The organism is Halarsenatibacter silvermanii (genome assembly GCF_900103135.1).
Lineage (GTDB): Bacteria > Bacillota > Halanaerobiia > Halanaerobiales > Halarsenatibacteraceae > Halarsenatibacter > Halarsenatibacter silvermanii.
Map to the genome: position 1 here is coordinate 1 of NZ_FNGO01000023.1, position 23,853 is coordinate 23,853.

General features: G+C 47.3%; 24 protein-coding genes, 1 tRNA gene and 1 other RNA gene. 7 read left to right on the plus strand and 19 right to left on the minus strand.

Annotated elements, in window-relative coordinates:
* The 4 genes from BLT15_RS10495 to BLT15_RS10510 all read left to right on the plus strand — a co-directional run.
* Positions 1-662, plus strand: a 662-nt coding sequence (locus BLT15_RS10495; RefSeq protein ID WP_143423066.1) for a DDE-type integrase/transposase/recombinase, incomplete at its 5' end; no start/stop codon positions are given.
* On the plus strand, positions 629-1,165 hold the full coding sequence (locus tag BLT15_RS13650; RefSeq protein ID WP_089761490.1) for an ATP-binding protein: 537 nt from the start codon (positions 629-631) through the stop codon (positions 1,163-1,165). The genes BLT15_RS10495 and BLT15_RS13650, both read left to right, overlap by 34 nt.
* Before the next feature lie 26 nt (positions 1,166-1,191).
* A complete protein-coding gene (locus BLT15_RS13655) occupies positions 1,192-1,647 on the plus strand; it encodes a hypothetical protein (protein ID WP_268762252.1) in 456 nt (151 codons plus the stop codon).
* Between the two features lie 37 nt (positions 1,648-1,684).
* A complete protein-coding gene (locus BLT15_RS10510) occupies positions 1,685-3,691 on the plus strand; it encodes a response regulator (RefSeq protein ID WP_089761495.1) in 2,007 nt (668 codons plus the stop codon).
* Positions 3,692-3,781: 90 nt separating this feature from the next.
* On the opposite strand, the gene BLT15_RS13270 is transcribed toward BLT15_RS10510, so the two are convergent.
* The 9 genes from BLT15_RS13270 to secG form a co-directional block, all read right to left on the minus strand.
* Positions 3,782-3,937: a hypothetical protein gene (locus BLT15_RS13270; protein ID WP_159429908.1), complete on the minus strand. Its 156-nt coding sequence runs from the start codon at positions 3,935-3,937 to the stop codon at positions 3,782-3,784.
* A 60-nt stretch (positions 3,938-3,997) separates the two neighbouring features.
* A tRNA-Trp gene (locus BLT15_RS10515) sits at positions 3,998-4,074 on the minus strand.
* A gap of 52 nt (positions 4,075-4,126) precedes the next feature.
* Positions 4,127-4,478, minus strand: a transfer-messenger RNA (tmRNA) gene (ssrA, locus tag BLT15_RS10520).
* Positions 4,479-4,631: 153 nt separating this feature from the next.
* Positions 4,632-5,108: an SsrA-binding protein SmpB gene (smpB, locus tag BLT15_RS10525; RefSeq protein WP_089761498.1), complete on the minus strand. Its 477-nt coding sequence runs from the start codon at positions 5,106-5,108 to the stop codon at positions 4,632-4,634.
* Positions 5,109-5,121: 13 nt separating this feature from the next.
* On the minus strand, positions 5,122-7,251 hold the full coding sequence (gene rnr / locus BLT15_RS10530) for a ribonuclease R (RefSeq protein ID WP_089761501.1): 2,130 nt from the start codon (positions 7,249-7,251) through the stop codon (positions 5,122-5,124).
* Positions 7,252-7,254: 3 nt separating this feature from the next.
* Positions 7,255-7,806 carry an HDIG domain-containing metalloprotein gene (locus BLT15_RS10535; RefSeq protein ID WP_089761555.1) on the minus strand — a complete coding sequence of 184 codons (552 nt, stop codon included), beginning with the start codon at positions 7,804-7,806 and terminating at the stop codon, positions 7,255-7,257.
* Between the two features lie 25 nt (positions 7,807-7,831).
* Positions 7,832-8,248, minus strand: a complete 417-nt coding sequence (locus BLT15_RS10540; RefSeq protein WP_089761503.1) for a PaaI family thioesterase — start codon at positions 8,246-8,248, stop codon at positions 7,832-7,834.
* A 45-nt stretch (positions 8,249-8,293) separates the two neighbouring features.
* The gene (locus BLT15_RS10545; protein ID WP_089761505.1) at positions 8,294-10,240 is read right to left on the minus strand and encodes a sodium-translocating pyrophosphatase; all 1,947 of its coding nucleotides are present in this window, start codon (positions 10,238-10,240) and stop codon (positions 8,294-8,296) included.
* Between the two features lie 153 nt (positions 10,241-10,393).
* Positions 10,394-10,624, minus strand: a complete 231-nt coding sequence (gene secG / locus BLT15_RS10550) for a preprotein translocase subunit SecG (protein ID WP_234985595.1) — start codon at positions 10,622-10,624, stop codon at positions 10,394-10,396.
* 183 nt (positions 10,625-10,807) lie between these two features.
* On the opposite strand from secG, the gene BLT15_RS10555 reads away from it, so the two are divergent.
* The 3 genes from BLT15_RS10555 to BLT15_RS10565 all read left to right on the plus strand — a co-directional run bounded on the left by BLT15_RS10555 (position 10,808) and on the right by BLT15_RS10565 (position 12,812).
* A complete protein-coding gene (locus BLT15_RS10555; RefSeq protein ID WP_089761509.1) occupies positions 10,808-11,476 on the plus strand; it encodes a DnaD domain-containing protein in 669 nt (222 codons plus the stop codon).
* Entirely contained in the window at positions 11,469-12,326 is an 858-nt protein-coding gene (locus BLT15_RS10560) for an ATP-binding protein (RefSeq protein WP_089761511.1), read from the plus strand. Before BLT15_RS10555 ends, BLT15_RS10560 begins: the two co-directional genes overlap by 8 nt.
* Positions 12,327-12,398: 72 nt before the next feature.
* Positions 12,399-12,812, plus strand: coding sequence for a hypothetical protein (locus BLT15_RS10565; protein ID WP_089761513.1), 414 nt, complete (start codon positions 12,399-12,401; stop codon positions 12,810-12,812).
* Positions 12,813-12,919: 107 nt separating this feature from the next.
* Here the strand turns inward: BLT15_RS10565 and eno are convergent, their stop codons facing one another.
* From eno to BLT15_RS10610, 10 genes are all read right to left on the minus strand, one after another.
* Complete coding sequence (gene eno / locus BLT15_RS10570; RefSeq protein WP_089761516.1) at positions 12,920-14,206, minus strand: phosphopyruvate hydratase; 1,287 nt, start codon at positions 14,204-14,206, stop codon at positions 12,920-12,922.
* Positions 14,207-14,211: 5 nt separating this feature from the next.
* Entirely contained in the window at positions 14,212-15,780 is a 1,569-nt protein-coding gene (gene gpmI / locus BLT15_RS10575; protein WP_089761518.1) for a 2,3-bisphosphoglycerate-independent phosphoglycerate mutase, read from the minus strand.
* A complete protein-coding gene (gene tpiA, locus BLT15_RS10580; RefSeq protein WP_089761520.1) occupies positions 15,753-16,523 on the minus strand; it encodes a triose-phosphate isomerase in 771 nt (256 codons plus the stop codon). The genes gpmI and tpiA overlap by 28 nt, the downstream gene beginning before the upstream one ends.
* A gap of 45 nt (positions 16,524-16,568) precedes the next feature.
* The gene (locus tag BLT15_RS10585) at positions 16,569-17,756 is read right to left on the minus strand and encodes a phosphoglycerate kinase (protein WP_089761523.1); all 1,188 of its coding nucleotides are present in this window, start codon (positions 17,754-17,756) and stop codon (positions 16,569-16,571) included.
* 167 nt (positions 17,757-17,923) lie between these two features.
* Positions 17,924-18,937, minus strand: a complete 1,014-nt coding sequence (gap, locus tag BLT15_RS10590; RefSeq protein ID WP_089761526.1) for a type I glyceraldehyde-3-phosphate dehydrogenase — start codon at positions 18,935-18,937, stop codon at positions 17,924-17,926.
* 66 nt (positions 18,938-19,003) lie between these two features.
* Entirely contained in the window at positions 19,004-20,041 is a 1,038-nt protein-coding gene (locus BLT15_RS10595) for a sugar-binding transcriptional regulator (protein ID WP_089761528.1), read from the minus strand.
* Positions 20,008-20,229 carry a hypothetical protein gene (locus BLT15_RS13275; RefSeq protein ID WP_159429909.1) on the minus strand — a complete coding sequence of 74 codons (222 nt, stop codon included), beginning with the start codon at positions 20,227-20,229 and terminating at the stop codon, positions 20,008-20,010. Before BLT15_RS13275 ends, BLT15_RS10595 begins: the two co-directional genes overlap by 34 nt.
* A gap of 29 nt (positions 20,230-20,258) precedes the next feature.
* Positions 20,259-21,614, minus strand: a complete 1,356-nt coding sequence (gene rpoN, locus BLT15_RS10600) for an RNA polymerase factor sigma-54 (RefSeq protein ID WP_089761530.1) — start codon at positions 21,612-21,614, stop codon at positions 20,259-20,261.
* A complete protein-coding gene (whiA, locus tag BLT15_RS10605; protein ID WP_089761532.1) occupies positions 21,614-22,549 on the minus strand; it encodes a DNA-binding protein WhiA in 936 nt (311 codons plus the stop codon). The genes rpoN and whiA overlap by 1 nt, the downstream gene beginning before the upstream one ends.
* A complete protein-coding gene (locus BLT15_RS10610) occupies positions 22,550-23,830 on the minus strand; it encodes a gluconeogenesis factor YvcK family protein (RefSeq protein ID WP_089761534.1) in 1,281 nt (426 codons plus the stop codon).
* Between the last annotated feature and the right edge of the window lie 23 nt (positions 23,831-23,853).

The following is a 23,853-nucleotide window of genomic DNA, read 5'->3' on the forward strand; positions in this document are numbered from 1 at the left end:
AATTTATCGAGCCCAATGACTGCTGGTCTTTAGATTTCCTGGAGTTTAACTGGGGCAGTGAGACTCTTTATCTCTGCCTTATCCTGGATGATAAAAGCAGGTATGTTTTGGAATGGAGCATCACCGCCAGCCCTACTTTTGAGTTCGTTAAAGATCTGCTGGAGCAGGCATTTAAGCAGCATGGGAAGCCCAAAATGATCAAAAGTGACAATGGCCCTCAGTTCCGCAAAAAATTTGCCGAGCAGTTAAATCAGTGGGATATTGTACATCATCCCAGTCCTTACTATCAGCCCAGTTACAACGGCAAAACAGAGCGCAAGAACAGAGATTTAAGAAAAATTGTCGAGAGGTTCGATGAAGATGTATCCCTAGAGCAAATCTTCAGCACTATTTCCGATTCTATCTATGAGCACAACCATATAAGGCCTCATGAAAGCTTAGAGGGAGCAACGCCCTATCAAAGCTACAATGGTTTTGCTGATGAGGTTAGAGCTAAAATGGAAGCCTTCAAAAAACGAGAAAAAAGGCGCAAAGGATTTAAGGTGAAAGATTCAAAACAAAACCAAAATCATAATCCCGGGGTCAGTGTGCCGGTTTATTCCCGAAATGAATCTGAGGATGTCGTCGGATGTGTAAAGTCATTTCTGGAAGTTCAACTTTAAAAGGTGTTGAAATACCACAAATAATTGCCGATACAGGCATCGGGATAACTGGAGAATATCAGGAGCACATCTTCACACCCTTTACGCAGCAGGATGGTAAATCCACCAGGGAGTATGGGGGTACTGGCCTGGGGCTGGCCATAACTAAAAAAATGACGGAGCTTTTAGGAGGAGATATCTCTTTGATAAGTCAGCCAGGCCAGGGTAGTGAGTTTAGGTTAGAATTTAAGGGCCTGGATTTTATGATCGCTGAAGATAAAAAAACTCCAGAGGAGCTGAAAAATATAGAGTTTGCTCCGGCAAAAATATTAATCGTCGATGACGTGGCATATAATAGAAAATATATAAAAGAGCAGCTCGTCAAGTTAGGCCTAAAGGTTTTTACAGCAGAGGATGGGCAAAAAGCGATGGCATTACTTAAAGGTGAAAATATTGCTTTAATATTGCTGGACTTGAAGATGCCCGGGATGGACGGATATGAAACCACGGATATGAAACCCTAAAAGAGATGAAAAAGGCAGGCTATCAAATGCCAACCATAGCCTTTACAGCTTCAGCCACTAAGAAAGAAAAAGAGAAGGCTGAAAGTGCTGGCTTCACTGATTTTATGACAAAACCAGTCAAAAAGGATCTGCTCATTGAAAAGCTGGCCAGCTATCTGGAGTATACTAAAATAACCCGGGAGGATGATGAAGAGGCTGATGATTCTCGGCAAGAGACAGCAGCAAAAGTTGAGATAAGTGAAAAGGTAGCTCAGGAATTAGCAGAAGAGTTTTTATCAGAGAGCAAAAGTATCAGCCAGGCGGTGGTATTGGACGAGCTCGAAAGTTTTATTGTTAGATTGAAGGACTTTGGCGAGAAAAGAGAATTGAAAGTTATAATGGATTATGCCAATAAATTAGAACAGGCACTGGATAGGCTGGATTTGGATGAGATTAAAGAAATACTTACAGCTTTTACAGATTTGATTGAGAGTAAAAGCTAAAGTTTGAGAGGGCGGCTAATTGAGAGGGCGGATAATAATGAACGATAATAAATTTATCCTGATAGTTGATGATAACAGTCAGAACTTAAGATTATTGAGTCAGATATTAAAAAAAGATGGTTATAAAATAGTCATGGCAAATGAGGGCGAAACCGGAATTGATATTGCTATTTCTAAAGAGATTGATTTGATATTGCTGGATATAATGATGCCAGGAATGGATGGCTTTGAAGTCTGCCGGAGATTAAAAGCTCACAGGGAAACCAGGAATATTCCGGTGATTTTTATAAGCGCCAGGCAGGAAATAGAAGACAAAATAAAAGCCTTTGAAGTCGGGGGCGTGGATTATATCACCAAGCCCTTTAATAAAAAAAAAGTTCTGGCCAGGACTAAAACCCACCTAAATCTGGAAGAGATAAATAATAAATTAAAGCGAGAAAGTGACAAACAAAATATTCTCCTGGATAATATAGAAAGTCAGGTCTGGTATCTCGAAGATGAAAAAACATATGGTATGGTTAATCAGGAATTTGCTGATTTTGTTGGTCTGGCAAGGTCTGAGATCGAAAATAAAACCATCCGTGAGATAAGAGAGGAAAAGGAAATTGCCAGCTGTATTGCAGGTAACCAGGAAGTATTCCAAAATAAGGAAAAAATAGCTAAAGAAGAATGGGTTGAAAATAGCAGCGGAGAAAAAAGACTGCTGGAGATAACAAAGACACCAAAACTAAATGAAGACAAAGAGGTTGAGTATGTAGTCTGTACTGCTTTTGATATAACTGAGCGAAAAAAGCAGGAAAGAATCATAAAAGAGCTCCACGAAGTGGCAGTAGATCTGAAAATATTGGAGCAGGAAGAAGAAATTTGCCAGAGAACTATAGAGGCAGCCAATGAAATTTTTAATTTTGATTTATGTCATATTAGCCTGGTTAAGGATAATGAATTTATGCCAGTGGCTTATTCAGAGGGTATGGAAGCTGAGACTTTACCTTTAGATTATGGAATTATACGTAAGTCATATAAACTTGATGAATGTTATCTTACTTCAAATCTAACAGAAGATCTTGATGCTGCGCCCACTACAGCAGCATTTAAATCGGTTATAACTATCCCCTTGAAAGAAATTGGGGTTTTTCAGGCTCTCGCCACTAAAAATAATTTTTTCAGTCAACGGGATGTCGAGTTAGCAGAAATACTTATATCTCATACCAGGGCAGCCTTAAAAAATATTTATTCCCAGGCAGAGCTGGAGGAAAAACATGAAAACTTAAAAAGGGTTAAAGGCCTTCTGGATGAGGAGATTCAAAAAGCAAAACGTTTGCATGAAAAGACACTGCCCACCAATATACCTGGTATAGCAGGTTTAGACATGTATGCCCATTATGAACCGGCTTATAAAATAGGGGGGGATTTCTATAATTTCATCAAATTGGCTGATGATAAGCTGTTATTTTATTTGACGGATATCTCAGGCCATGGCTTTGATTCATCTTTGATGGCCTGCTTTGTCAAAAACATTATTAACACTTATATTGAGCTGCAGCCTGATGAAGACTCTTTAAATCCGAAAAAAATAGTGGAGTTTATCTTCAAACAAAACCAGCAGGAAAACTTTCCCGAAGAATATTTCATTACCATTATTTTAGGGGTAATAGATATGACCAAAAATGAACTTACTTACAGCAATGCCGGCCTGCATATACCGCCAGTTCTTTGCACCGATAACGGCCAGAGCTTAGAAGAGCTGCCAATTGGCGGTTTTCCAATTTCCAAATCGATACCTATAGAGGTTATTGAATATGAAAATACTGTAGTGGATTTAATAGAAGAAGATTTAACTTTGTTTGTCAGCACAGATGGGCTCTATGAACAAACAAATGGACAAATTCAATATGAAGATCGCTATAAAAAAATTATATCCCGGCACAGCAGCTTTACTCCTAAAAAGTTAGCAGAAAAGATTCAGGAGGATTTTGCCAGCTTCCATCAAGATGATTATACAGAAGATGATGTAACATTTGCCATTTTCCAGCTAAAAAGATAGCGGAGGTCGGCAAACTATTCTATATGGAAATCAACCGTTCCTCTCGGTAATTTAATAAATTGCTGAATTGTAAAATAATATTGCTGAAGACTAATGCTCATTCATCATGATTTCAACAAATATCTCGGCTAATTCAGGGCCAAACTGCGTTCCTGCATATTCCTTTATTTCTTTTAAAGCTTCCTCTTTGCTTATATCATAATCATCAGAGGGCAGCTTATTACATTTTTCACCTATTTTTAGCATTTTAAGCTGAGAAGTAAAAAACCCCTTCCTTCATGATCTAAAGCAGGAGGAAAATAAAAATGGCACGGGCAGGAGGACTTGAACCCCCAACACCCAGATTTGGAGTCTGGTGCTCTAGCCGATTGAGCTATGCCCGTGCGATGTGGTTGCTATTCTATTGTAAAGTTTAATTGTCTGCAAATTTATTATTGGTGGAGGTGGCGGGAATCGAACCCGCGTGCTGTATGGTTCATCCCCTGACCGCTACGCTCGTAGTCTGTCTTTTGTCTTCGCATCCTGACCTCCGACAGACAGGATACCAGGATGCTAGCCTGTTAGATGTCCCATCACCCTACAGGCTTGAGGAGATGGTTAGCCTGCATAGTTATGACACCCACCGCGAACGGCAGGCGCGAACGCGATGAGCGGGCTACTGCTTACGCAGCAGCTAATGCAGGTTGATTATCTGCAGTTAATTTTAGTGCCAGTCGTTTTACGGGTGAAAGGCGTCCCCGGAGCGCTGCCAGAGGATTCACCATACAGGCGAATCCATTACACCCCCACGAGATATGGGTGCATTATCTGACTATCCTTCATCTATATCGCACTAATAATTATAAACGAATTACCTCCCCTTGTCAAGGGGTCTGCGCAATTTCCATCTGTAAAAAAACACAGTCAAATAACCGGCAGGCCGGCAAACTGTTCTCATAGATCAGCGCCGATAGTTTTTGTCCTTGAGAGCTCTCTCCATCTCGCGCTGATGCTCTCGTTTTTTGATCTCTTCTCTCTTATCATGCTTTTCTTTACCCTTGGCCAGAGCCAGTTCAATTTTGGCCAGGTTGCCCTTCAGGTAAAGTTTGAGAGGAATAAGGGTAAACCCCTTTTGATGGGTGGCCCCGAGCAGACTTCTAATCTGCTTTTTATGCAGCAGAAGCTTGCGTTTGCGCTCGGGTTCGTGATTTGCCCGATTGCCCTGCTTATAGGGGCTGATATGCATATTATGAAGGTATACCTCCCCCTCTTCCACCAGGGCAAAGCTGTCCTTGAGATTTACTCTGCCCTCCCTGATTGATTTTATCTCTGTGCCTTTCAGTTTGATGCCCGCTTCATAGGTCTCTTCAATAAAATAATTATGTCTCGCCTTGCGGTTGCGGGCAACTACTTTGACATTTTCATCCTGATCGGCCATGCTATCACCTCATTCATTCCATGTCAGCCAGAACAAAATCCAGCTCTCTTTCTTCAACGTTGGCTTTGATCACGCGCACTTCGACCTCATCACCAAGCCTGTAGATTTTTTTCTTCCTCTCTCCGACCAGGGCCTGAAGATCATCGCGATACTGATAATAATCATCCGTAAGGTCCTCAACATGCACCAGACCTTCAGCCGTGTTTTCCAGCTGCACGAAAAACCCAAAGCTGGTTACTCCGTTGATAATACCGGTGAATTTATCTCCCACGTACTGCTGCATGTATTCTATCCTCTTAAGATCGACCGAGTCTCTCTCGGCATCCAGAGCCCTGCGTTCCTGAACCGAACAGTGATCGGCCACCTCGGGCAGATCATCCTCCAGCTGCCAGCGGCGCTCCTTTTCCAGTTTACCCTGATTTATTATTTCTTTTATTATCCTGTGGACCATCAGATCGGGATAGCGGCGGATGGGCGAGGTGAAATGACAGTAACAATCAAGCGAAAGGCCGAAATGGCCGATATTCACCGGAGAATATACCGCTTTCTTCATCGAGCGCAGCATCATCGTTTCGATGATATTCTCAGCCCCGGTGCCGCTCACCTCATCGAGCAGCTCCTGCAGAGCTCCCGGATGTATCTCGCCGCTCTCCCCTCCTTTGATATGGTATCCGAAGTTATGAATGAATTCGTTAAATTCCTCTATACTCTGCGGATCTGGATTATCGTGAACACGATAGATAAAAGGCTCCTCCCGCCAGTAGGCCTCTCTGGCCACCGCGCGGTTGGCGGCTATCATAAACACCTCTATCATCTGTTCGGGAAGGCCGTGTTCTCTTTTCTGAAGATCCACTGCCCTGCCCCTATCATCCAGAATGACCTTGACTTCCGGAAACTCAAACTCGATAGTCCCCCGCAGCCTTCTGCCGCTCATGAGCTTTTCGCGCAGTTCTTTCATGAGTTCCAGATCGGAGACTATATCGCGGTATTCTTTCCGGATATCCTGATCCTCATCTTCGAGTATCTGACGGGCCTCATCATAAGTCAGCCGGTAATTCGAGTTGATGATCGATTCGGTTATCTCATAATCCTCGAGCTCGAAGGGCTCGAGATTATACTCCATAAACACGCTCATCGCCAGCCTGTCCTCTCTTGGCCTCAAACTGCAGAGGTCGTTGGAAAGCCTTTCCGGCAGCATGGGAATAACTCTATCGACCAGATAAATGCTGGTGCCGCGTTTGAATGCCTCTTTATCTATCTTAGAATCCTCTTCTACATAATAACTGACATCGGCTATGTGCACTCCCAGCCGCAGCTTATTGTCGGAAATTTTCTCGATAGAAACAGCATCATCAAAGTCTTTGGCTTCCTCAGGGTCGATTGTGAAAAGCCTGAGATCTCTGAGATCTCTGCGTCGTTCTATCTCCTCTGAGGGTATCTCGGAACTGAGATTTTCAGCCGCCTGCACAACTTTGCCCGGAAATTCCTGCGGAAGATCCAGCTGACGGATCAAAGCTTCCAGATCCACACCGGATTCGCCCTGTTTTCCCAGAACCTCGACTATCTTACCCTCTGGATTTCGGTTGCGCTCCGGCCAGCGGGTTATCTTAACCACAACTTTATCGCGATCATCTGCTCCCTTGAATTCATCCTGGGGAACGAAAACGTCGGTATTGATCCTCTGATTGTCGGGGATCACAAAACCATAGCGCTTGTAACTATCCAGCACTCCTACAATATGCTCGTTGGCTCTTTCCAGTATCTTGACTACTTCTCCCTCGTCCTTTTTGCCGTGACTGTGAGGCAGAAATCTCACCAGAACCTTATCGTTGTTCATAGCCCCGTTGAGATTATCAGGATTTATAAACACGTCTTCCTTTTCCGGGTTGTCCGGTATCAGGAAAGCAAAACCCTTCGGATTGCGGTCGACTCTACCTCTTAAGAGGTTGAACTTTTCCGGAACTCCGTAAAGACCGCGGCTGCTCCTGTGAATAAATCCTTCTCTGACCAGCGATTCCAGCACCTCTTCGAACTCATCTCTCTGCTCTCGCGACACATCAAATCTTTCTGCGATTTCCTGCGGTGAGAGAGGCTTTTCCGCTTCCTGCTGCAAAAACTTTTTGATCTCCAATCTTGCTGACATAAATTATAACCCCAGTTCTTCAGAAATTTCCTGCATACCCTCCAGGCCGAGACCTACAAATTCCTCCAGCTCCAGGTCCATCTCGCTGCAGCTGGCTATTACATCTCTGTCGGCCCCCCGGGCAAATGATGTTTCTTCGTATCTATTTAAGACAAATTCAGTATCAACTTCGTTCAAATCCTTTTCGGGATGCACCAGAGCGGCAGCCACGATCAAACCTGTCAGAGGATCACTGGCGTATAAAGCTTTGGCCATAAGAGTCCTGCGAGGAATATCGTGAGCATCGTTGTGAGCTCTGACTGCATGTACGATGTCCTCTGCCAGACCCATCTCCTCCAGCTTTTCAGCTCCGATCAAACTGTGCTTTTCCTCGTCATCAGCCGTCTCCTCATAATCGATATCGTGGAGCAGACCGCTCAGCCCCCATTTTTCTTCGTCCTCATCAAAATAACGGGCCAGCCTTCGCATCACACCCTCCACTGCCAGACAGTGCTTTACCAGATTATCCTCGCTAATATTGTCCCTGACAAGGTCCAAAGCTTCATCTCTGGTCATTTCCAAGGTTTATTCCCCCAGCTTATTAATTATCGTCTCTTTTTCCCTTGAGTACAAATCGAGCTTTAGCCCGGGCCAGCTCATCTCCCATTTTGTTTTCTATTCGGGATGAAGTTTCGATTATTCGCCGCCGCTGTTCCTGAATCCAGCCCAGAACACGCAGAGTCTCGCCGGTGTTAACCGGCTCGACATATCTAACAGTCATCTCAGCAGTGACTGCCTGCCATCCCTGCAGATATATCGACTTGGCCATGGCTTCATCGAGCAGGGTGCTGATAATGCCGCCGTGCACAACACCTCTGAAGCCCGAAAGCTCCTCGCCCGGTGTGAATTCAGTCATAACCCGGCTTTTTTCATCGTCTTCATGTTCAAAATCAAGCTGAAGGGAGAGGGGATTATCCTCTCCACAAACTATACAGTAACTGTCGTCTTCGAAATTCAAATGACACACACCTCCCGGACAAACCGCTTACGGAATAAATCGTTCCTATATAAAAATAGGGGCAAAGACCAGAGCCACGATAGTCATAAGCTTGATGAGAATATTGAGAGAGGGACCGGATGTATCTTTAAACGGATCACCCACGGTATCTCCAACCACCGAAGCGGAGTGGGTTTCTGTGCCCTTGCCGCCAAAGTTACCAGCTTCGATATATTTCTTGGCATTATCCCAGGCTCCGCCGGCATTCGCCATCATGATTGCCAGCACAACCCCGGTTGAAAGCGCTCCGGCCAGCAGCCCACCCAGAGCTTCCACGCTCCAGAGTCCTATCAGCACGGGCACGACTACCGCCAGCAGACCGGGCAGAACCATCTGTTTTAAAGCGGCATTGGTGCTGATAGCAATACATCTTTTGCTGTCAGGCTTCTGAGTTCCTTCCAGTATTCCCGGATATTCTTTAAACTGTCTGCGGACTTCTTCGATCATTTTGAAAGCAGCTTTGCCCACCGCCTGCATCGTCAGAGCGGAGAACAAAAATGTCATCATAGCACCGATAAAAAGACCTATAATTACATCAGGCTCGGTGAGACTTATAACATCCAGCTGCACCGCCTCGGAAAATGCGGCAAATAGAGATAGGGCAGTTAGCGCAGCAGAGCCAATGGCAAAACCCTTGCCGATAGCAGCGGTGGTATTGCCGACAGAATCGAGTTCATCTGTAATATCTCTTACTTCTGAATCCAGCTCCGCCATTTCTGCTATACCGCCGGCATTATCGGCGATAGGCCCGTAAGCATCTATACTGAGTGATATTCCGATTGTCGAAAGCATTCCGACAGCAGCCATGGAAATTCCATACAAACCGGCAGCCTGATAGGAAATAAATATAGCTATGGCTATGGCCAGTATGGGGAAAAGAGTACTTTTCATGCCTACTGCCACTCCGGCTATAATGTTGGTAGCAGCACCTGATTGTGACTGTTCGGCTATGCCCTGAACAGGTCCGTATTTCTCCGAGGTATAGTATTCAGTGATCCTTCCAATCACAGTTCCCACAATCAATCCGGAAAGTATCGCCCAGAAGGCTCCCAGATCGGGCAGAAGATAGTTGACCAAAACAAAAGCGAAGATAACGGTGATCACCGAACTTATGGTTAAACCCTTATCGAGCGCTTTGGCCGGATCGCCGCCTTCTTTAGCTTTGACAAATTGGGTCCCTATCATGGCGGCTATAATACCCAGCGAAGCAAGCAGCAGAGGTAAGACGACGTATTCGGTGCCCAGAGTCGTTCCCAGAGTCATGGCAGCAACTATAGAACCCACGAATGATTCGAAAAGATCAGCGCCCATGCCGGCCACATCACCTACGTTATCACCTACATTGTCGGCGATAACTGCGGGATTGCGGGGGTCATCTTCAGGCATCCCCTCTTCAACTTTTCCTACCAGATCAGCTCCTACGTCCGCAGCTTTGGTATATATTCCTCCGCCTACACGGGCAAATAGCGCGATAGAGCTGGCGCCGAAAGCAAAGCCGCGGATCGCCTCGACATTATCCATGAATAATATGTAAAGAATACCCAGGCCGAGAGTGCCCAGTCCTACAACGGTCATTCCCATAACAGAACCGCCTGCAAAAGAAATATCAAGTGCATCGTTGAGCGAGGTTCGGGCCGCCTGTGTGGTGGGAGCGTTGGCATTGGTTGCTATCTGCATGCCGATAAAACCGGATAGACCGGAAAATATAGCTCCCAGAATAAAGGAAACAGCGGTCTGCCATCCCAGGGTCGGAATTATGAGCACAGTAACGCCCACAACAAAAATTGCCAGAATGCTGTACTCTCTGCTCAGAAAAGCCATTGCTCCTTCGTTTACGTCACTGGAAAGCTCATCCATTCTTTCCGTGCCTCGATCCGCCTTGAGTACCTTTTTGGCCCTGATCAGAGCAAAGATCAAAGCCAGAATTCCCGCCGAGGGGACTACTAACTCCATTAAGACTATACCTCCTGTTAAGTATATGATATTTTATTTAAAAACCTTATTTTCGCCTGCTTTCGCCTTTGAAAAATATTATTATCATAAAAAGAGAAACAGCGGTCAACGACCGCTAATTGTAAAAACCGGTATAATTTTAAGTCATATCTATCATACCACAGCCAGTATCAGAGAAAGCAGCATGAAAATTACAGCCCCTGCTCCGGTGGCCTTGTTTATCTTCTGCTCGAGTCTCCGACCGGAAGAGCCAAAAAACTCCGTCGCGCCTCCATCGATAGTTCCGGAAAGGCCGGCACTTTTACCCGACTGAAGAAGCACCCCGACAATTACCCCTATGGAAACGATCAGATGCAGGACTCGCAAAACAAACAAAACACTCACCTCCTGTATCAATCGATCATTTTGGTGATTGTTAAACTATAAAGAGGCTTAATTTACTATTCCATTCATCCTTAATTATTTTAACATAACTCCGATCAAAATACAATTGTCAGTTCTCGCCCGATTGAAATCACACTTTCACTGTGGTATATTTATTATACGCTGATTTATTGGAGGGGTTTTATGAACAGCGAAAAACCCGTCTTTAAACTCTTTGCCATTCCCGAAGAAGTCCTTCAGAATCAGGATCTCAACACCCGGGCCAAGATAGCTCTTGTCGCCCTCTGGAGTCAGTATGAGGGTTCCCGACACATCAATATTTCTCCCGGCACTTTCACCCGGCTGACCTCACTTCCTCCTGAAGGTGTTTTCAACGCTCTTAACAGACTCGACGACAGCGGCTGGATCGAATTGATAGATTATGATGCGGACAGAAAAATAGAACTCGAACTGGCACGTCCCGCAGGCCGACCGGAAAGTTTTTCGCATGGCTTTACGCCGGATGAAAATGAGTCCGCTTCTGCTGAAGATTCCAAAACAGATGAAGATTTCAGGACAGATCCCGACCAGAAAGAGACAGCTGAAAAAAAGCTCATTTCCGCCTGGCGCAGTGAGTTTCCCGGCAGACAGCTGACTCCCGGCGATCTAACCCATCTACAGGCCTATCTGGAACGCGGTATGGATGCCGAACTTTTGATAGAGATCATTAAGTATACCGCCGGCAGGGTGCGCGGAAACCCTCTGGCTTATATGAGAAAAATTTTAAACGATCTCCACTCGCAGAATATCACCTCAAAAGAAGGTTTTTGGCAGCATCAGGAAAATTTCAAAGGGGAGTCCCAGGATGGATGAGAATTTCGAAGATATAATAAAAAGAAAAAAAGAGGAGCTGAACTCCGAAAGCTCAAAAACCTCCTCGCAGAAATCACGGAAAGCAAAAGTCGACAGGGAAACGATGGTCGACAGAATTTATTCCCATATAATCGAAAATGCCGGTATCGATCCTCTTTATCGCCAGTGCAGCTTCAGAAATTACGAGACGGATCATCTCTGCGAAGAAAACTGCGAGGCCTTCAAGACAGTTAATGATTACGCCGACAATATTCTTTCCAGCATAAGCAAGCCCCGCCCGAAGTCCATGTACCTTTACAGCAGACACCCCGGCATAGGCAAGACACATCTGGCAGTAGCCACCCTGAAAAGAGCAGCCAAAATGATAGCCGAGCGCGAATACGAAAAAAAAGAGGTGGTTCAATACGGGGTCTTCCCCTACAACAGCAACTGGTCCCCCGTTTATTTTATCAATGTTTCTGAAGGCCTGATGGATATTAAAAATGACATAGAGGAAAATCACAGGGAGCTGGAAAAATCCAGATATTTTCAGAAGGCCAAGACAGCCCGGCTGGTTGTTTTCGACGACATCTTTAACGATGCCCGCTACAGCCCTTTTGTGCTGGAAACACTGCTTTACTGGGTTGATTACAGGCTCAAAAACGAACTGGCCACAATTTTTACATCCAATCATAACTTCGAAAAATTTCTCAAGGAAGCCAGCAGCCCGGTAAAAGAAGAGGACCTGCAGGTCATAGCCAGAAATATCGCTTCCCGGATACATAAGATGGTCTCCGGTTATAAGATATCCCTGCAGAGTTCTCCGCAGACGGATTATCGCAAGCGCGGCGCAGATAACAAGCACTGGTAAATAAGAGGGGGTTTTGCTAAATGAATTGTGGTAAAATAGGTAATTGTTCTATTCAATCCAGGGTGAATATTTATGTTGAGCAGGACTGAAGCAGTCGAAAGGCTGATAATGCTGCGCAGATCTTTATTCCCCTCCGACAGCTGTTTTCCCTCGGACACCGGCGATACCGCAGAATTCGATCAGTTCATAATAGATATTATAGGCCCCACTGAAGAAAAATCCAGCAGAATTACAGAGATAATCAATCTGGCTCTTTACAGACAGATAACACCCAGAACCGCTGCTGTGGCCATACAGGAACTGGCCTCCAATAAGACCTCATACAAAACCGGTAGAAAAAATAAGAAAAATACGAAGCCGGGTAAAAAGGGGCGAAACGGTCAGGAAAACTCCGGCGGCAGTCCGGCCAAAAAGGAGAAAAGGAAGTCTCCAGGAGTGGAAAATCTTGAGGAGCTGAAAAAACGGGGCTGGAACAGAAGAGTTTAATAATATACAGCATATCAAAAAACCCCCACCATTTAGGATGAGCCCGGTGGGGGTTTTTTCTGTTTTATAATATTTTCAGAAAAATCTACTGCGCTTCTCGCTGACGGTCAGTCCAGATTAAAGAAGGCATCTTCTCCAGCATAGCGGGCTGAGCTGCCCAGCATCTCCTCTATGCGGATCAGCTGATTGTATTTGGCCACTCTCTCCGATCGCGCCGGGGCGCCGGTCTTGATCTGACCGGTATTCAATCCGACGACCAGATCAGATATGGTGACATCCTCGGTTTCGCCGGAACGATGTGATATCACCGAGGTGAATCCTGCCTGTTTTGCCCTTTCCACGGTGTCCATGGTCTCGGTCAGGGTTCCGATCTGATTTACCTTGATGAGTATCGAATTGCTGCTGCCTTCTTCGATACCCCGCTCCAGTCTTTCGATGTTGGTCACATAAAGATCATCACCGACTATCTGGATATCTTCACCCAGCTCCTCGGTCATTTTTCTCCATCCCTGCCAGTCATCCTCGTCATGACCGTCCTCTATCGAGATTATGGGATATTTATCGACCAGATCGGAGTAATATTCGACCATTTCCTCAGAGGTTCTTTCGACTCCTTCTCCGGAAAGCTTGTATACACCGTCCTCATAAAGTTCGGAAGCGGCAGCGTCCAGCGCGAACAGGAAATCGTCTCCCGCGCTGTAACCGGCCCGCTCCACTGCATTCATGATTACCTTTAAAGCCTCTTCATTGGAATCGAGATCAGGAGCAAATCCTCCTTCATCACCGATCGAGGTGCTCAGTCCTTCGCTCTGCAGAACATTTTTGAGGGAGTGATAGACCTCTGCTCCCATCTTGATTGCTTCTTTGAAACTATCAGCACCGACCGGCATGATCATGAACTCCTGTATGTCGACGTTATTATCGGCATGCTCTCCTCCGTTGAGGATATTGAGCTGGGGCACGGGCAGGGTGCGCGCTCCTGCTCCGCCGATATAATTGAAGAGATAGGTGTCGGATGCCAGCGAAGCGGCCCGGGCAATCGCCATCGAGACTCCCAGGATGGCATTGGCTCCCAGCACCTCTTTTTTATCCGTGCCGTCAAGATCGAGCATTATCTGATCCAGCAAAATCTGTTCGCGGGCATCGTAACCTATAAGCTCTGGAGCTATGGTGGAATTTACATTTTCGACCGCCTTACTTACCCCTTTGCCGTGAAATCTGTCCTCATCTTCATCACGCAGTTCCAGGGCTTCGTGTTTGCCTGTCGAGGCTCCCGATGGCACGAGAGCTCTACCCATGGCTCCACCTTCCAGATAGACCTCGACCTCTACTGTGGGATTGCCGCGGGAGTCGAGTACCTCCCGCGCCAGAATATCAGAAATCATCGTATTCATCTAAATCAACCTCCACTCTGAATTTTATATTTGCTGCTGCTCTGAGGAGACAAAAGTGAACTTCCGGTCATCTCCTCGGGTTTATCCAGTTCCAGAATATCCAGCATCGTCGGAGCTATATCGGCCAGAATTCCGCTCTCTACTCCCACACCCTTCGGTCCGCCGAGATAAAACAGGGGCACCGGATTGGTGGTGTGAGCTGTAAAAGGCGATCCGTCGTCTTCTTCCATCTTTTCGGAATTACCGTGATCGGAGGTCAGCAGCACCTGACCACCCTCTTCCAGTATGGCAGGAACTACACGGGAAACACCTTCATCTACAGCTTCAACAGCTTTAACAGCTGCTTCAAAATCACCTGTATGACCGACCATGTCGGGGTTGGCAAAGTTGAGCACTATGACGTCAAAATCCTCTTCCTCTATAAGTTCCAGAACTTTCTCGGTAACTTCGGGAGCGCTCATCTCGGGCTGATTGTCATAGGTTTCTATCTGGGGTGAAGGTATCAGCACCCTCTCCTCGCCCTCGAATTCTTTTTCCTCGCCACCGTTGAAAAAGAAAGTCACATGAGCATATTTTTCGGTCTCGGCGATGCGCAGCTGTTTTAATCCTTCACGGCTTAAAATCTCGCCCAGCCCGTTTTCCACCGTCATGGGAGGAAAAGCTATGGGCAGATCGAAATCCTCATCATACTCTGTCATGCATACATAATAAAGATCTTCGGGATGATCGGCATCTCTTTCAAATTCGGCAAACTCCTCGAGAGCGAGAGCCCGGGTGATCTGTCTGGCTCTATCAGCTCTGAAGTTGAAGAATATGAGAGCATCTCCGTCATCGATGCTGCCTTCAGAATTGATCACAGCCGGCTCCACGAATTCATCGTTGACGCCCTCTTCGTAGGAATTTTCCACGGCTTTTTTTGCTGCCGCAGCTTCCCTGCCCTCGGCTTTAACCAGGGCTTTATAGGCTTTCTCGGTTCTGTCCCATCTTTCATCGCGATCCATGGTATAATAGCGGCCGCTGACCGTAGCTATCTCTCCCACGCCGAGCTCTTCCATCTTTTCTTCCAGCTGATCAATATATTTTAGGGCGCTCTGTGGAGGAGTGTCGCGGCCGTCCAGTATCGCATGTACAAAGACCTCATCAAGACCGAAATCCTCTGCCATCTCGAGCAGTCCGAAAAGGTGCAGGATATGACTGTGCACGCCTCCGTCTGATAAAAGCCCCATCAGATGCAGCGCACCGCCGTTATCGCTCGCGGTACGAATCGCCTTCATCAATTTTTCGTTCTCCGGCAGGGTTCCATCCTCTATGGCCTTATTTATGCGGGTGAACTCCTGATATACTTTTCTGCCGGCACCTAAGTTGAGATGACCGACCTCGGAATTGCCCATCTGACCATCGGGCAGTCCTACGGATTCGCCGGCCGCTCCCAGCCGGGCCCGCGGAGCATTCTGGTACAGTTTATCCAGAAAGGGAGTTTCTGCTTCTCTGGTAGCATCACCCTTCTTCTCGGGGGAGATGCCGTATCCATCCATTATTATGAGTGCTAGCGGTTTGGGCCTCTGTTTTGACATTTTTTTATCACTCCTGCAAAGGACTCTGCGGTTAAACTGGCTCCTCCCACAAGGGCACCGTCTATGGTGGTCCGGGAGATAAAGTCCTCGATGTTGTGTGGTTTTACACTTCCGCCGTACTGAATTCTTATCTTCTCTTCAGCACCCGGCGAGATATCCTCAACTATATCACGTATGCTGTCGATAGTGCTGGCCGCTTCCTCGGGGCTGGCGCTTTCTCCGGTGCCGATGGCCCAGAGCGGCTCGTAAGCAATGGTGACTTCAGGGATGTCTTCATCAGCCACTCCGGAAAGGGCCGACCAGACCTGAAAAGCCACCTTCTCTTCTGTTCTGCCTTCTTCTCTTTCCTCCAGGCTTTCTCCCACGCACACGATGGGTTTTAATCCTTTCTCCAATGCTTTGCGAACCTTCATATTGACCTCGCGGTCGGTCTCATGAAAATATTCCCGGCGCTCTGAATGTCCGATAATCACATGTTCCAGGTCGAGATCTGTCAGCATCTGTGGCGATACTTCTCCGGTAAAAGAGCCGCTGTCCTTCCAGTACATGTTCTGAGCTCCCACCATGATATCGCTGTCTTCCAGCTCATCGACCACAGCCGGCACAGCTACAAAGGTCGGGCACACGGCCATATCGACATCGTCAACATCAGAAACCATATCTTTCAGCTCGCCGACCAGCTCTCTGGCCTCTGAAGGTGTTTTATTCATCTTCCAGTTACCGGCTATAAATGGTCTGCGCATAATATTTTCCCTCCCATTTATTCAGATGTATCAATTTATTGGCGTTTATTCCAGGTCGTCCAGGATCTCTACACCGGGAAGCGGTTCACCCTCGAAAAATGTCAGGGAAGCACCACCGCCGGTGGAAACATGAGACATCTTCTCTTCGACTCCGGCTTTGCGGATGGCAGCTGCCGATTCGCCGCCGCCTACGACTTTATAGGCTTCGCTTTCTGCCAGAGCTCTGGCCACCTGCATGGTTCCTTCAGCAAAAGCATCTATCTCAAAAACTCCCAGCGGTCCATTCCAGGTCACAGTCCGGGCATTTTTTATCGTTTCTGTATACTTTTCTAAAGTCCGGGGACCGCCGATGTCGAGTATCTGCCAGCCGGCCGGAACTTCCGAGCGGTCAACGACTCTGCTCTCAACGCCTTCTTCGCATTCTTCAGCTATGACCACATCTTCCGGCAGCAGCACTTCGACGCCCATGCTTTTTGCTTCCGAAAGAATCTCCTGCGCCAGTTCGGTTCTGTCTTCTTCTACCAGGGAATCGCCGACCTCAAAACCCTGAGCCAGCAAAAATGTATTGGCTATACCTCCTCCGAGCAGAAGCTGATCGCATTTATCGAGCAGATTTTTTATGACGGACATCTTATCGGAAATCTTGGCTCCGCCGATGATGGCAGCGTAGGGAGATTCGGGATTTTCCATGGCCTCGCCCAGAGAGTTGATCTCCCTCTGCATCAGAAAACCGGCCACCGCAGGCAGATATTCGGCCACTCCTGCCGTGGAGGCGTGAGCGCGATGGGCAGCACCGAAGGCATCGTTCACGAAGACATCGGCCGGCGCGGCTAATTTCCGGGCAAATTCAGGATCGTTCTCCTTCTCTCCGGGATAAAATCGGGTGTTCTCGAGCAGCAGTACATCTCCGTCCTCCATGCTTTCGACAGCCTGTTCAACTTCCGGGCCGATGCAGTCATCGACTTTTTTGACCTCTCTGCCGAGCAGTTCGGCCAGCTCTTCGGCCACCGGATCCATCCGAAGTTCTTCAGAAGGAGAGCCTCCCGGCCGTCCCAGATGCGACATCAGAATTACTCTGGCCTCTTCTCTGATCAGATAATCGATAGTATCCAGGGCAGAATCTATGCGGGTATTATCATCAACCTTACCGTCCTTGAGAGGAACGTTGAAGTCGACTCTGACCAGGGCATTTTTGCCGGCAAAATCAAAATCTTTGAGAGTTTTTTTATCCATTGTGAATTCACCCCCTGAAAATTTTACAGCTCCCGGCTGATAATCGGGTTTTGATCAAACCGGAATTAAAATAATGGGTGCAGCGGAGAAGCTTGAGAGCATCTGCTCCTCCGCTGCTTCCTCAATTTATAAGTTCTATTCTAATTATATATCGTTTTAATTATGGTTTACAGACCCAGTTCCTTCATTCTAACTGCCATATCTACCAGCCGGCAGGCATAACCCCATTCGTTGTCATACCAGGATAAAATCTTGACCTGATTTCCGGATATTACTTTGGTGTGATTGGGGTCATAGATCGAGGAGCGGGAATCGGCGAATACATCGCGAGAGACGAGAGGATCTTCAGTATATCCCAGAATGCCTTCCAGTTCGCCTTCAGCAGCTGATTTCATTGCCTCATTGATGTCCTCTTCTGTAACTTCTTCTTCTAAATCCACTACCAGATCGACAACGGAGCCTGTAGGAGTGGGCACTCTCATGGCCATGCCGTCCAGCTTGCCCTTCAATTCAGGCATAACCTCCGTTATGGCCTTGGCTGCTCCTGTCGTGGTCGGCACGATATTTTCTGCGGCTGCTCTGCCTCTGGTTATCTTCTTCCAGCTGTAGGGGCCGTCCAGGATGTTCTGCGAGGTCGTGTAAGCGTGTACTGTGGTCATAAGGCCCTTTTCTATGCCGAATTCATCCTGCAGAACTTTGGCGACCGGACCAAGAGCATTGGTGGTGCAGGAAGCATTGGAGACCACATCGTGCTCGGCGGGATCATAATCCTCATCGTTAACACCCATGACCACGGTGCAGTCCTCATTATCGGCCGGAGCTGAGATGAGAACCTTATCGGCGCCTGCCTCGAGATGGCCGGCTGCCTCTTCGCCATCACGGAAAAGTCCGGTGCACTCGAGTACAACCTCGGCTCCTACGTCAGCCCAGGGGATATCGGCGGGATCTTCTTCCTGGCACACGGGGATTTCTTCGCCGTCCACCACAATGCTGCTGTCGGTGTGGTCGACTTCAGCCTCAAATTCGCCATAATTGCTGTCATATTTCAACATGTAAGCGAGCGTTCTGGGTTCTATGAGGTCGTTAATGCCTACAAATTCAACATCCTCGCTGTCAAAAGCACTCCTGAAAACACTTCTGCCTATCCTGCCAAAGCCATTGATACCAATTTTAACGGTCATCTTTTATCACCCTCCTGGATTTATTGAGTTTAATCATTTTTCAGCGGTAAATCTTCTGTCTGCAGTTCATCCTGCGCTGCCGGTGAGATTTTTTACCATCCTGCGAGCCGTCCGTTCGTCTGTGATCAACACGTCCTGATACTCCGGAGAAACGACTGCTGGAATCGCCCAGACTTTATCTTCTCCACCTGCCACAGCTATCACCCGATCCATTTCGGCCACCTCTTCCAGTCCCAGACCTATAGAAGGAGTTGATTCAACAATATTTCCGTGAATGTCGAAGTAAAAACCAAAGGATTCGCCGATAGCGCCGGCTTCTTTGAGCTCTTTGATTTCCTCCTGATTGCGGCCGCGCCGGGAAGCCATTTCGGCCGCATCTCCTATTCCATGAACCAGTATATTGCATTCATTCATCAGGCTGAGTGTTTTCTGTATCGAAGGCTCCCGCTTGATGACTTCGATATTCTCCTCTCTGAGATTGTCGGGAACCTGCAGCAGATGATAAGCTCCGCCGATTTTGTTGGCTATCTCGGCGGCAATTGTATTGGCCTGGATTTCAACCACCTCGCCCAGACCTCCGCGGCCGGGCACAACTTCGACCTTTCCCTCCAGACTTTCTTTGCTGGGCATCATGCTGGCCACTTCGGCCATAGTGAAGCCGCCTGTAACACCCAGAATATCACCGGACTCGAGTATGCCCAGAATATAACGAGCAGCACTCCTGCCCAGTTCCTGAAGCAGGGTAGTATGCTCGAAATCACAGGGAACTATTATGATGCTTTCCAGTCCGAGCAGGTCGGTAAGATCTTTTTCCAGATGGGAAAGATCTCTGAGTTCCTGAATATATCTCTGAAAATCCTTGAGAAAAGATTCGCCGCTTTCGCTCAAAACCGCCCCGGCTCTGGTGATCTCGACCAGGCCCTGAGAAGCAAGGAAATCGAGTTCATTGCGCATCTTTCTCTCGCTCTCATCCAGCTTTTCGGCAAGCGATCGCCTTCCTATAGCGCCCTCCTCCTTGATTTTGCTCATAATACTGAATCTGGTCTCCGCCAGTTCCAGAACCTCGGGCACTACTTTATTTTGTATTTTGAATAGATATTCCATGCTTCAGTTCCTCCCTGCCGGCCGCTGAAAAGAACGATTTTCGTGCAGTCAAATCCTCTGCCGGGAATATTTTTGCCCTCTAGGAACGATATTGTCCCAGACCCGGCAAAAAAATAGCTTCTTTCTATTCCAAATGTATTATAATACAATAAGAACCAGAATGCAAGACCTGAAAGCAAAAATTTCAACCGGAAAATCTATCACGTTTTCTATCCGGTTATATCTGGTGATACCATCTGCCTCTTCGGGTAGAAGAGGGAATATTTAATGAATTCCGGTATTTTGCCGCCGTCCGCCGGGAAATATCTATCCCGTATTCCTCTTTAATCTTTTCAATTATCTCCCGGTCACTCATCGGGCTATCCGGATCCTCTTTTTCGATTATCTCAGAAATTATAGCCCTGACGGCGGGAGCAGCAGTGCCTTTAACACCGCCGTTGAAGAAGAATTTGAACTGAAAGAGACCTCTGCCCGTCTGCAGATATTTGTCCCTTACTGCCCTGCTGACTGTGGACTCATGTACATCTGTCTCTTCAGCTATTTCTTCCATAGTCATCGGTTTTAAATATTTTATTCCCTTCTCCAGAAATTCCCGCTGTTTTTCCACTATGCTCGATGAAATTCTTTCCAGGGTCATTCTTCTTCTTTCCACAGCTCTGATTATCCAGAGGGCCGACTGAAATTTGTCCTCCAGAAACTCCCGCGCCTCTTTGCTCTCGGCCTGTTTCATCATTCTATAATAACTATCGTTTATGGTCAGGGCAGGACTGACTCCCCGATTGAGCTCGATCCTGTACTCACCCGAAGTTTTTTTAACGATGACATCGGGTTCGAGATTGCCGGCCCCGGATAAATCCTCGTCGAAAGAGGCGGCCGGATGAGGATTAAGCCGTCTCAATAGATTCAGAGCTTTTCTGAGATCATCAGGGTCCGCGGAAAACTTCTGAAAAAGCTGTTCAAACTTCAGCTTTTCCAGCTCCTCGTAATGCTCCTCCAGCAGAATACGTTCTGCCAGTTTTAATACTTGCTCAGAACCGGCATGCTTTTCCTGATGCAGCTGAGCCCGGAGGGCTTCAACGGGTGATCTGGCCGCAATTCCGGCCGGATCCAGCTTCAAAAGACTTTTGCGAATTTTTTCGACTCTCCTCTCCCGACAATCGAGCTCCTCTGCCAGCCCGGCAGGGCTCATTTCGAGAAGTCCTCGCTCATCCAGGCTGGCCAGAATATATCTGGCTATTTCGTGGTCTTTTCCGGGCAGCACCTCCGGCAGCTGCAGTTCAAGATGTTCCAGCAGACCGGGATGATAGCTGACAAACTTTTTAAAACTTTCCGTATCCCCCGAGCTCACCTGTCCTTTTCCTCTTTTCATCCTGTGGGCTTCAACTCTTTCCTGCCATTCTTCCTCTTCCCGGGCCAGAAGAGGATTCTCCAGGAGTTTGCCATCTATGAATTTTTCCAGCTCCAGGCTGTTGTACTGCAGAAGCTCTATCGCCATCTGCAGTTTTGAGGTCATCACTATTTCCTGTTTTTGTGTCTGTTTTTGCTCAGGTTGAACATTCATAGAAAGATCCATTACTGTTCCCCCCTGAGGCCGCGAGCTATCTTTTTCAGTCTTCTCATCCGGCTGTTCACACCTGATTTACTGAGCGGCGGATCGAGCTTCTCACCCAGCTCCTTCAAACTGGCGTAAGGGTTGTTTTTTCTCAGCTCAGCCATCTCCTGCAGGCCGGAAGGCAGATCCTGTAATTTTCCAGCTCTTTCCATGTCCTTTATTGCCTGCAGCTGTTCCATGGCAGCTGAAACAGTTTTATCGAGATTTGCGGTTTCAAAGTTGACCCGACGGTTGACATCTTCTTTCATACCACTCACAATTCTGTTATTTTCCAGCTTGAGCTGAGCTTTTTCTGCCCCCATAAGGTTTAATACCGCAGAGATACTTTCAAAATTTTTAAAGTAGAGCACGAAAAGATCGCGATGTTCGATAAAACCCGGCCTCAAATTTAAGGTGAAGAATAATTTCATCAAATCCTCCGCCTGAGCGCTGTGGTCACATCTTATCTCCAGATGATATTCCGCCTCGGGGCGGTTGACCGAACCTGCCGCCAGAAAGAACCCCCTGATATATGCCTGAGCCTGCTTTTTGTGCGTGAAAAATCGGGGATTGATATAAAAATCGGGCCGCCCCTCCTCCGTCAAAAGCTTGAGTTTCTTTAAAAAACTGTTCAGCTCCGGCTGGTCCGGCAGATATATCTCATAATTATTGCCGCCGCCGAACCGGTCATCCTGAGCCAGAACTTCCACTGCCAGATCATATCTGCTGCGCAGCCAGCTGTAGACCCGGCGTGAGAGATCAGCATAAGAAATCTCGAGTCTGAAGGCCAATCTGTTTGCGCTCAGAATTATGGAGCCGGCTCTTCTCATCAGAGCTGTCAGCTCGGCTTCCAGTTCCTTCTCGTTATCGCTATCATATCTTACCAGTTCATGCTTCACTTCATCTGTAAAGGACATCTATAGTAAACTTCCCCCTGAATTTTCATCTGCTATGCTCATAATTATTCTGGAAAGTTTTTGAGGATCATGACGCAGATAGTAATCATCCTGGCGCTGAAGCAGTTCAGCCGATCTGATTTTTAGCCCCATCTCCTTGAGTTCTACCTCCTTGTATCCGACAGGCCGAGAACCTTCCTCGCGATAGCGGCGGGCAATATCTTCCGGCACCGGCTCGCGGTTGACGATTATCCAGTCAAAAATCTGACTTCCCAGATGCTCGGTTATAGCCCTGACGTGATCGGCCGCATCATAATCGTCAGTTTCACCCGGCTGGGTCATTATATTACAGATATAAATTTTGGTGGCCGGGGAGTTTTTCATTATTTCAAATATATCATCTATCAGCAAATTGGGCAGCAGGCTGGTGTAAAGACTGCCCGGTCCCACCGTGATCAAATCGGTCTCCTTTAAAGATTCAATTGTCCTCTGGCTGGCCTGACAGGATTCGGGCTTTAAAAATACCTTCTCTATTTTTTTATCTATCAGAGGAATTGTAGACTCCCCTAACTCGCTGCTGCCGTCTTCGAAGACAGCTCCCAATCTTACGTTTTCCTTGGTGGCCGGCAGCACCTGTCCTTTCACCGCCAGCACCTTGCTCGATTCCCGCACCGCATCCTCAAAATCTCCCAGCACCTGGTTCATCGATGCTATAAAGAGATTGCCGAAGCTGTGTCCCACGAGATGTCCATCAGCGCTGAAACGATATTGAAAGAGATCCTCCATGAGCGGTTCTGTATCTGCCAGGGCCACAAGACAATTGCGAATATCACCTGGAGGAGGCATGCTCAGCTCGCTGCGCAATTTGCCGGAGCTGCCTCCATCATCGGATACCGTGACGACTGCATTGATGTTGCTGGTTTCTCGCTTTAAACCGCGCAGCAGATTCGAGAGACCCGTTCCTCCGCCCAGAGCAGTTATCTGCGGTCCTCTCCCCAGTCTTTTTTCTCTGTACAGAGAAAGAACCGGGCTGTCAGATTCAGAGCTGATCTTTCCCAGCATCCTCATCAGAGAGCAGATAAAAAGAGCTATACCTCCCGCTGAGAACAACAGCCCCAGAACAGGAGAACCCGAAAGCAGGAATTTCAGAAGATCTATCTCGGTATTTATCTCCACAAAGGGATATATCAAACTATTTATCAGTGATACTACCCCCACAAAGGTCAGCAAAATCGCCCCTGCCAGAAGTGCCATCCACCTCTTTAAACCTATGCCGGGATAGAGCCATTTCCATACCTGCAAAGTTTTTCTCCCCTGTTTTATTC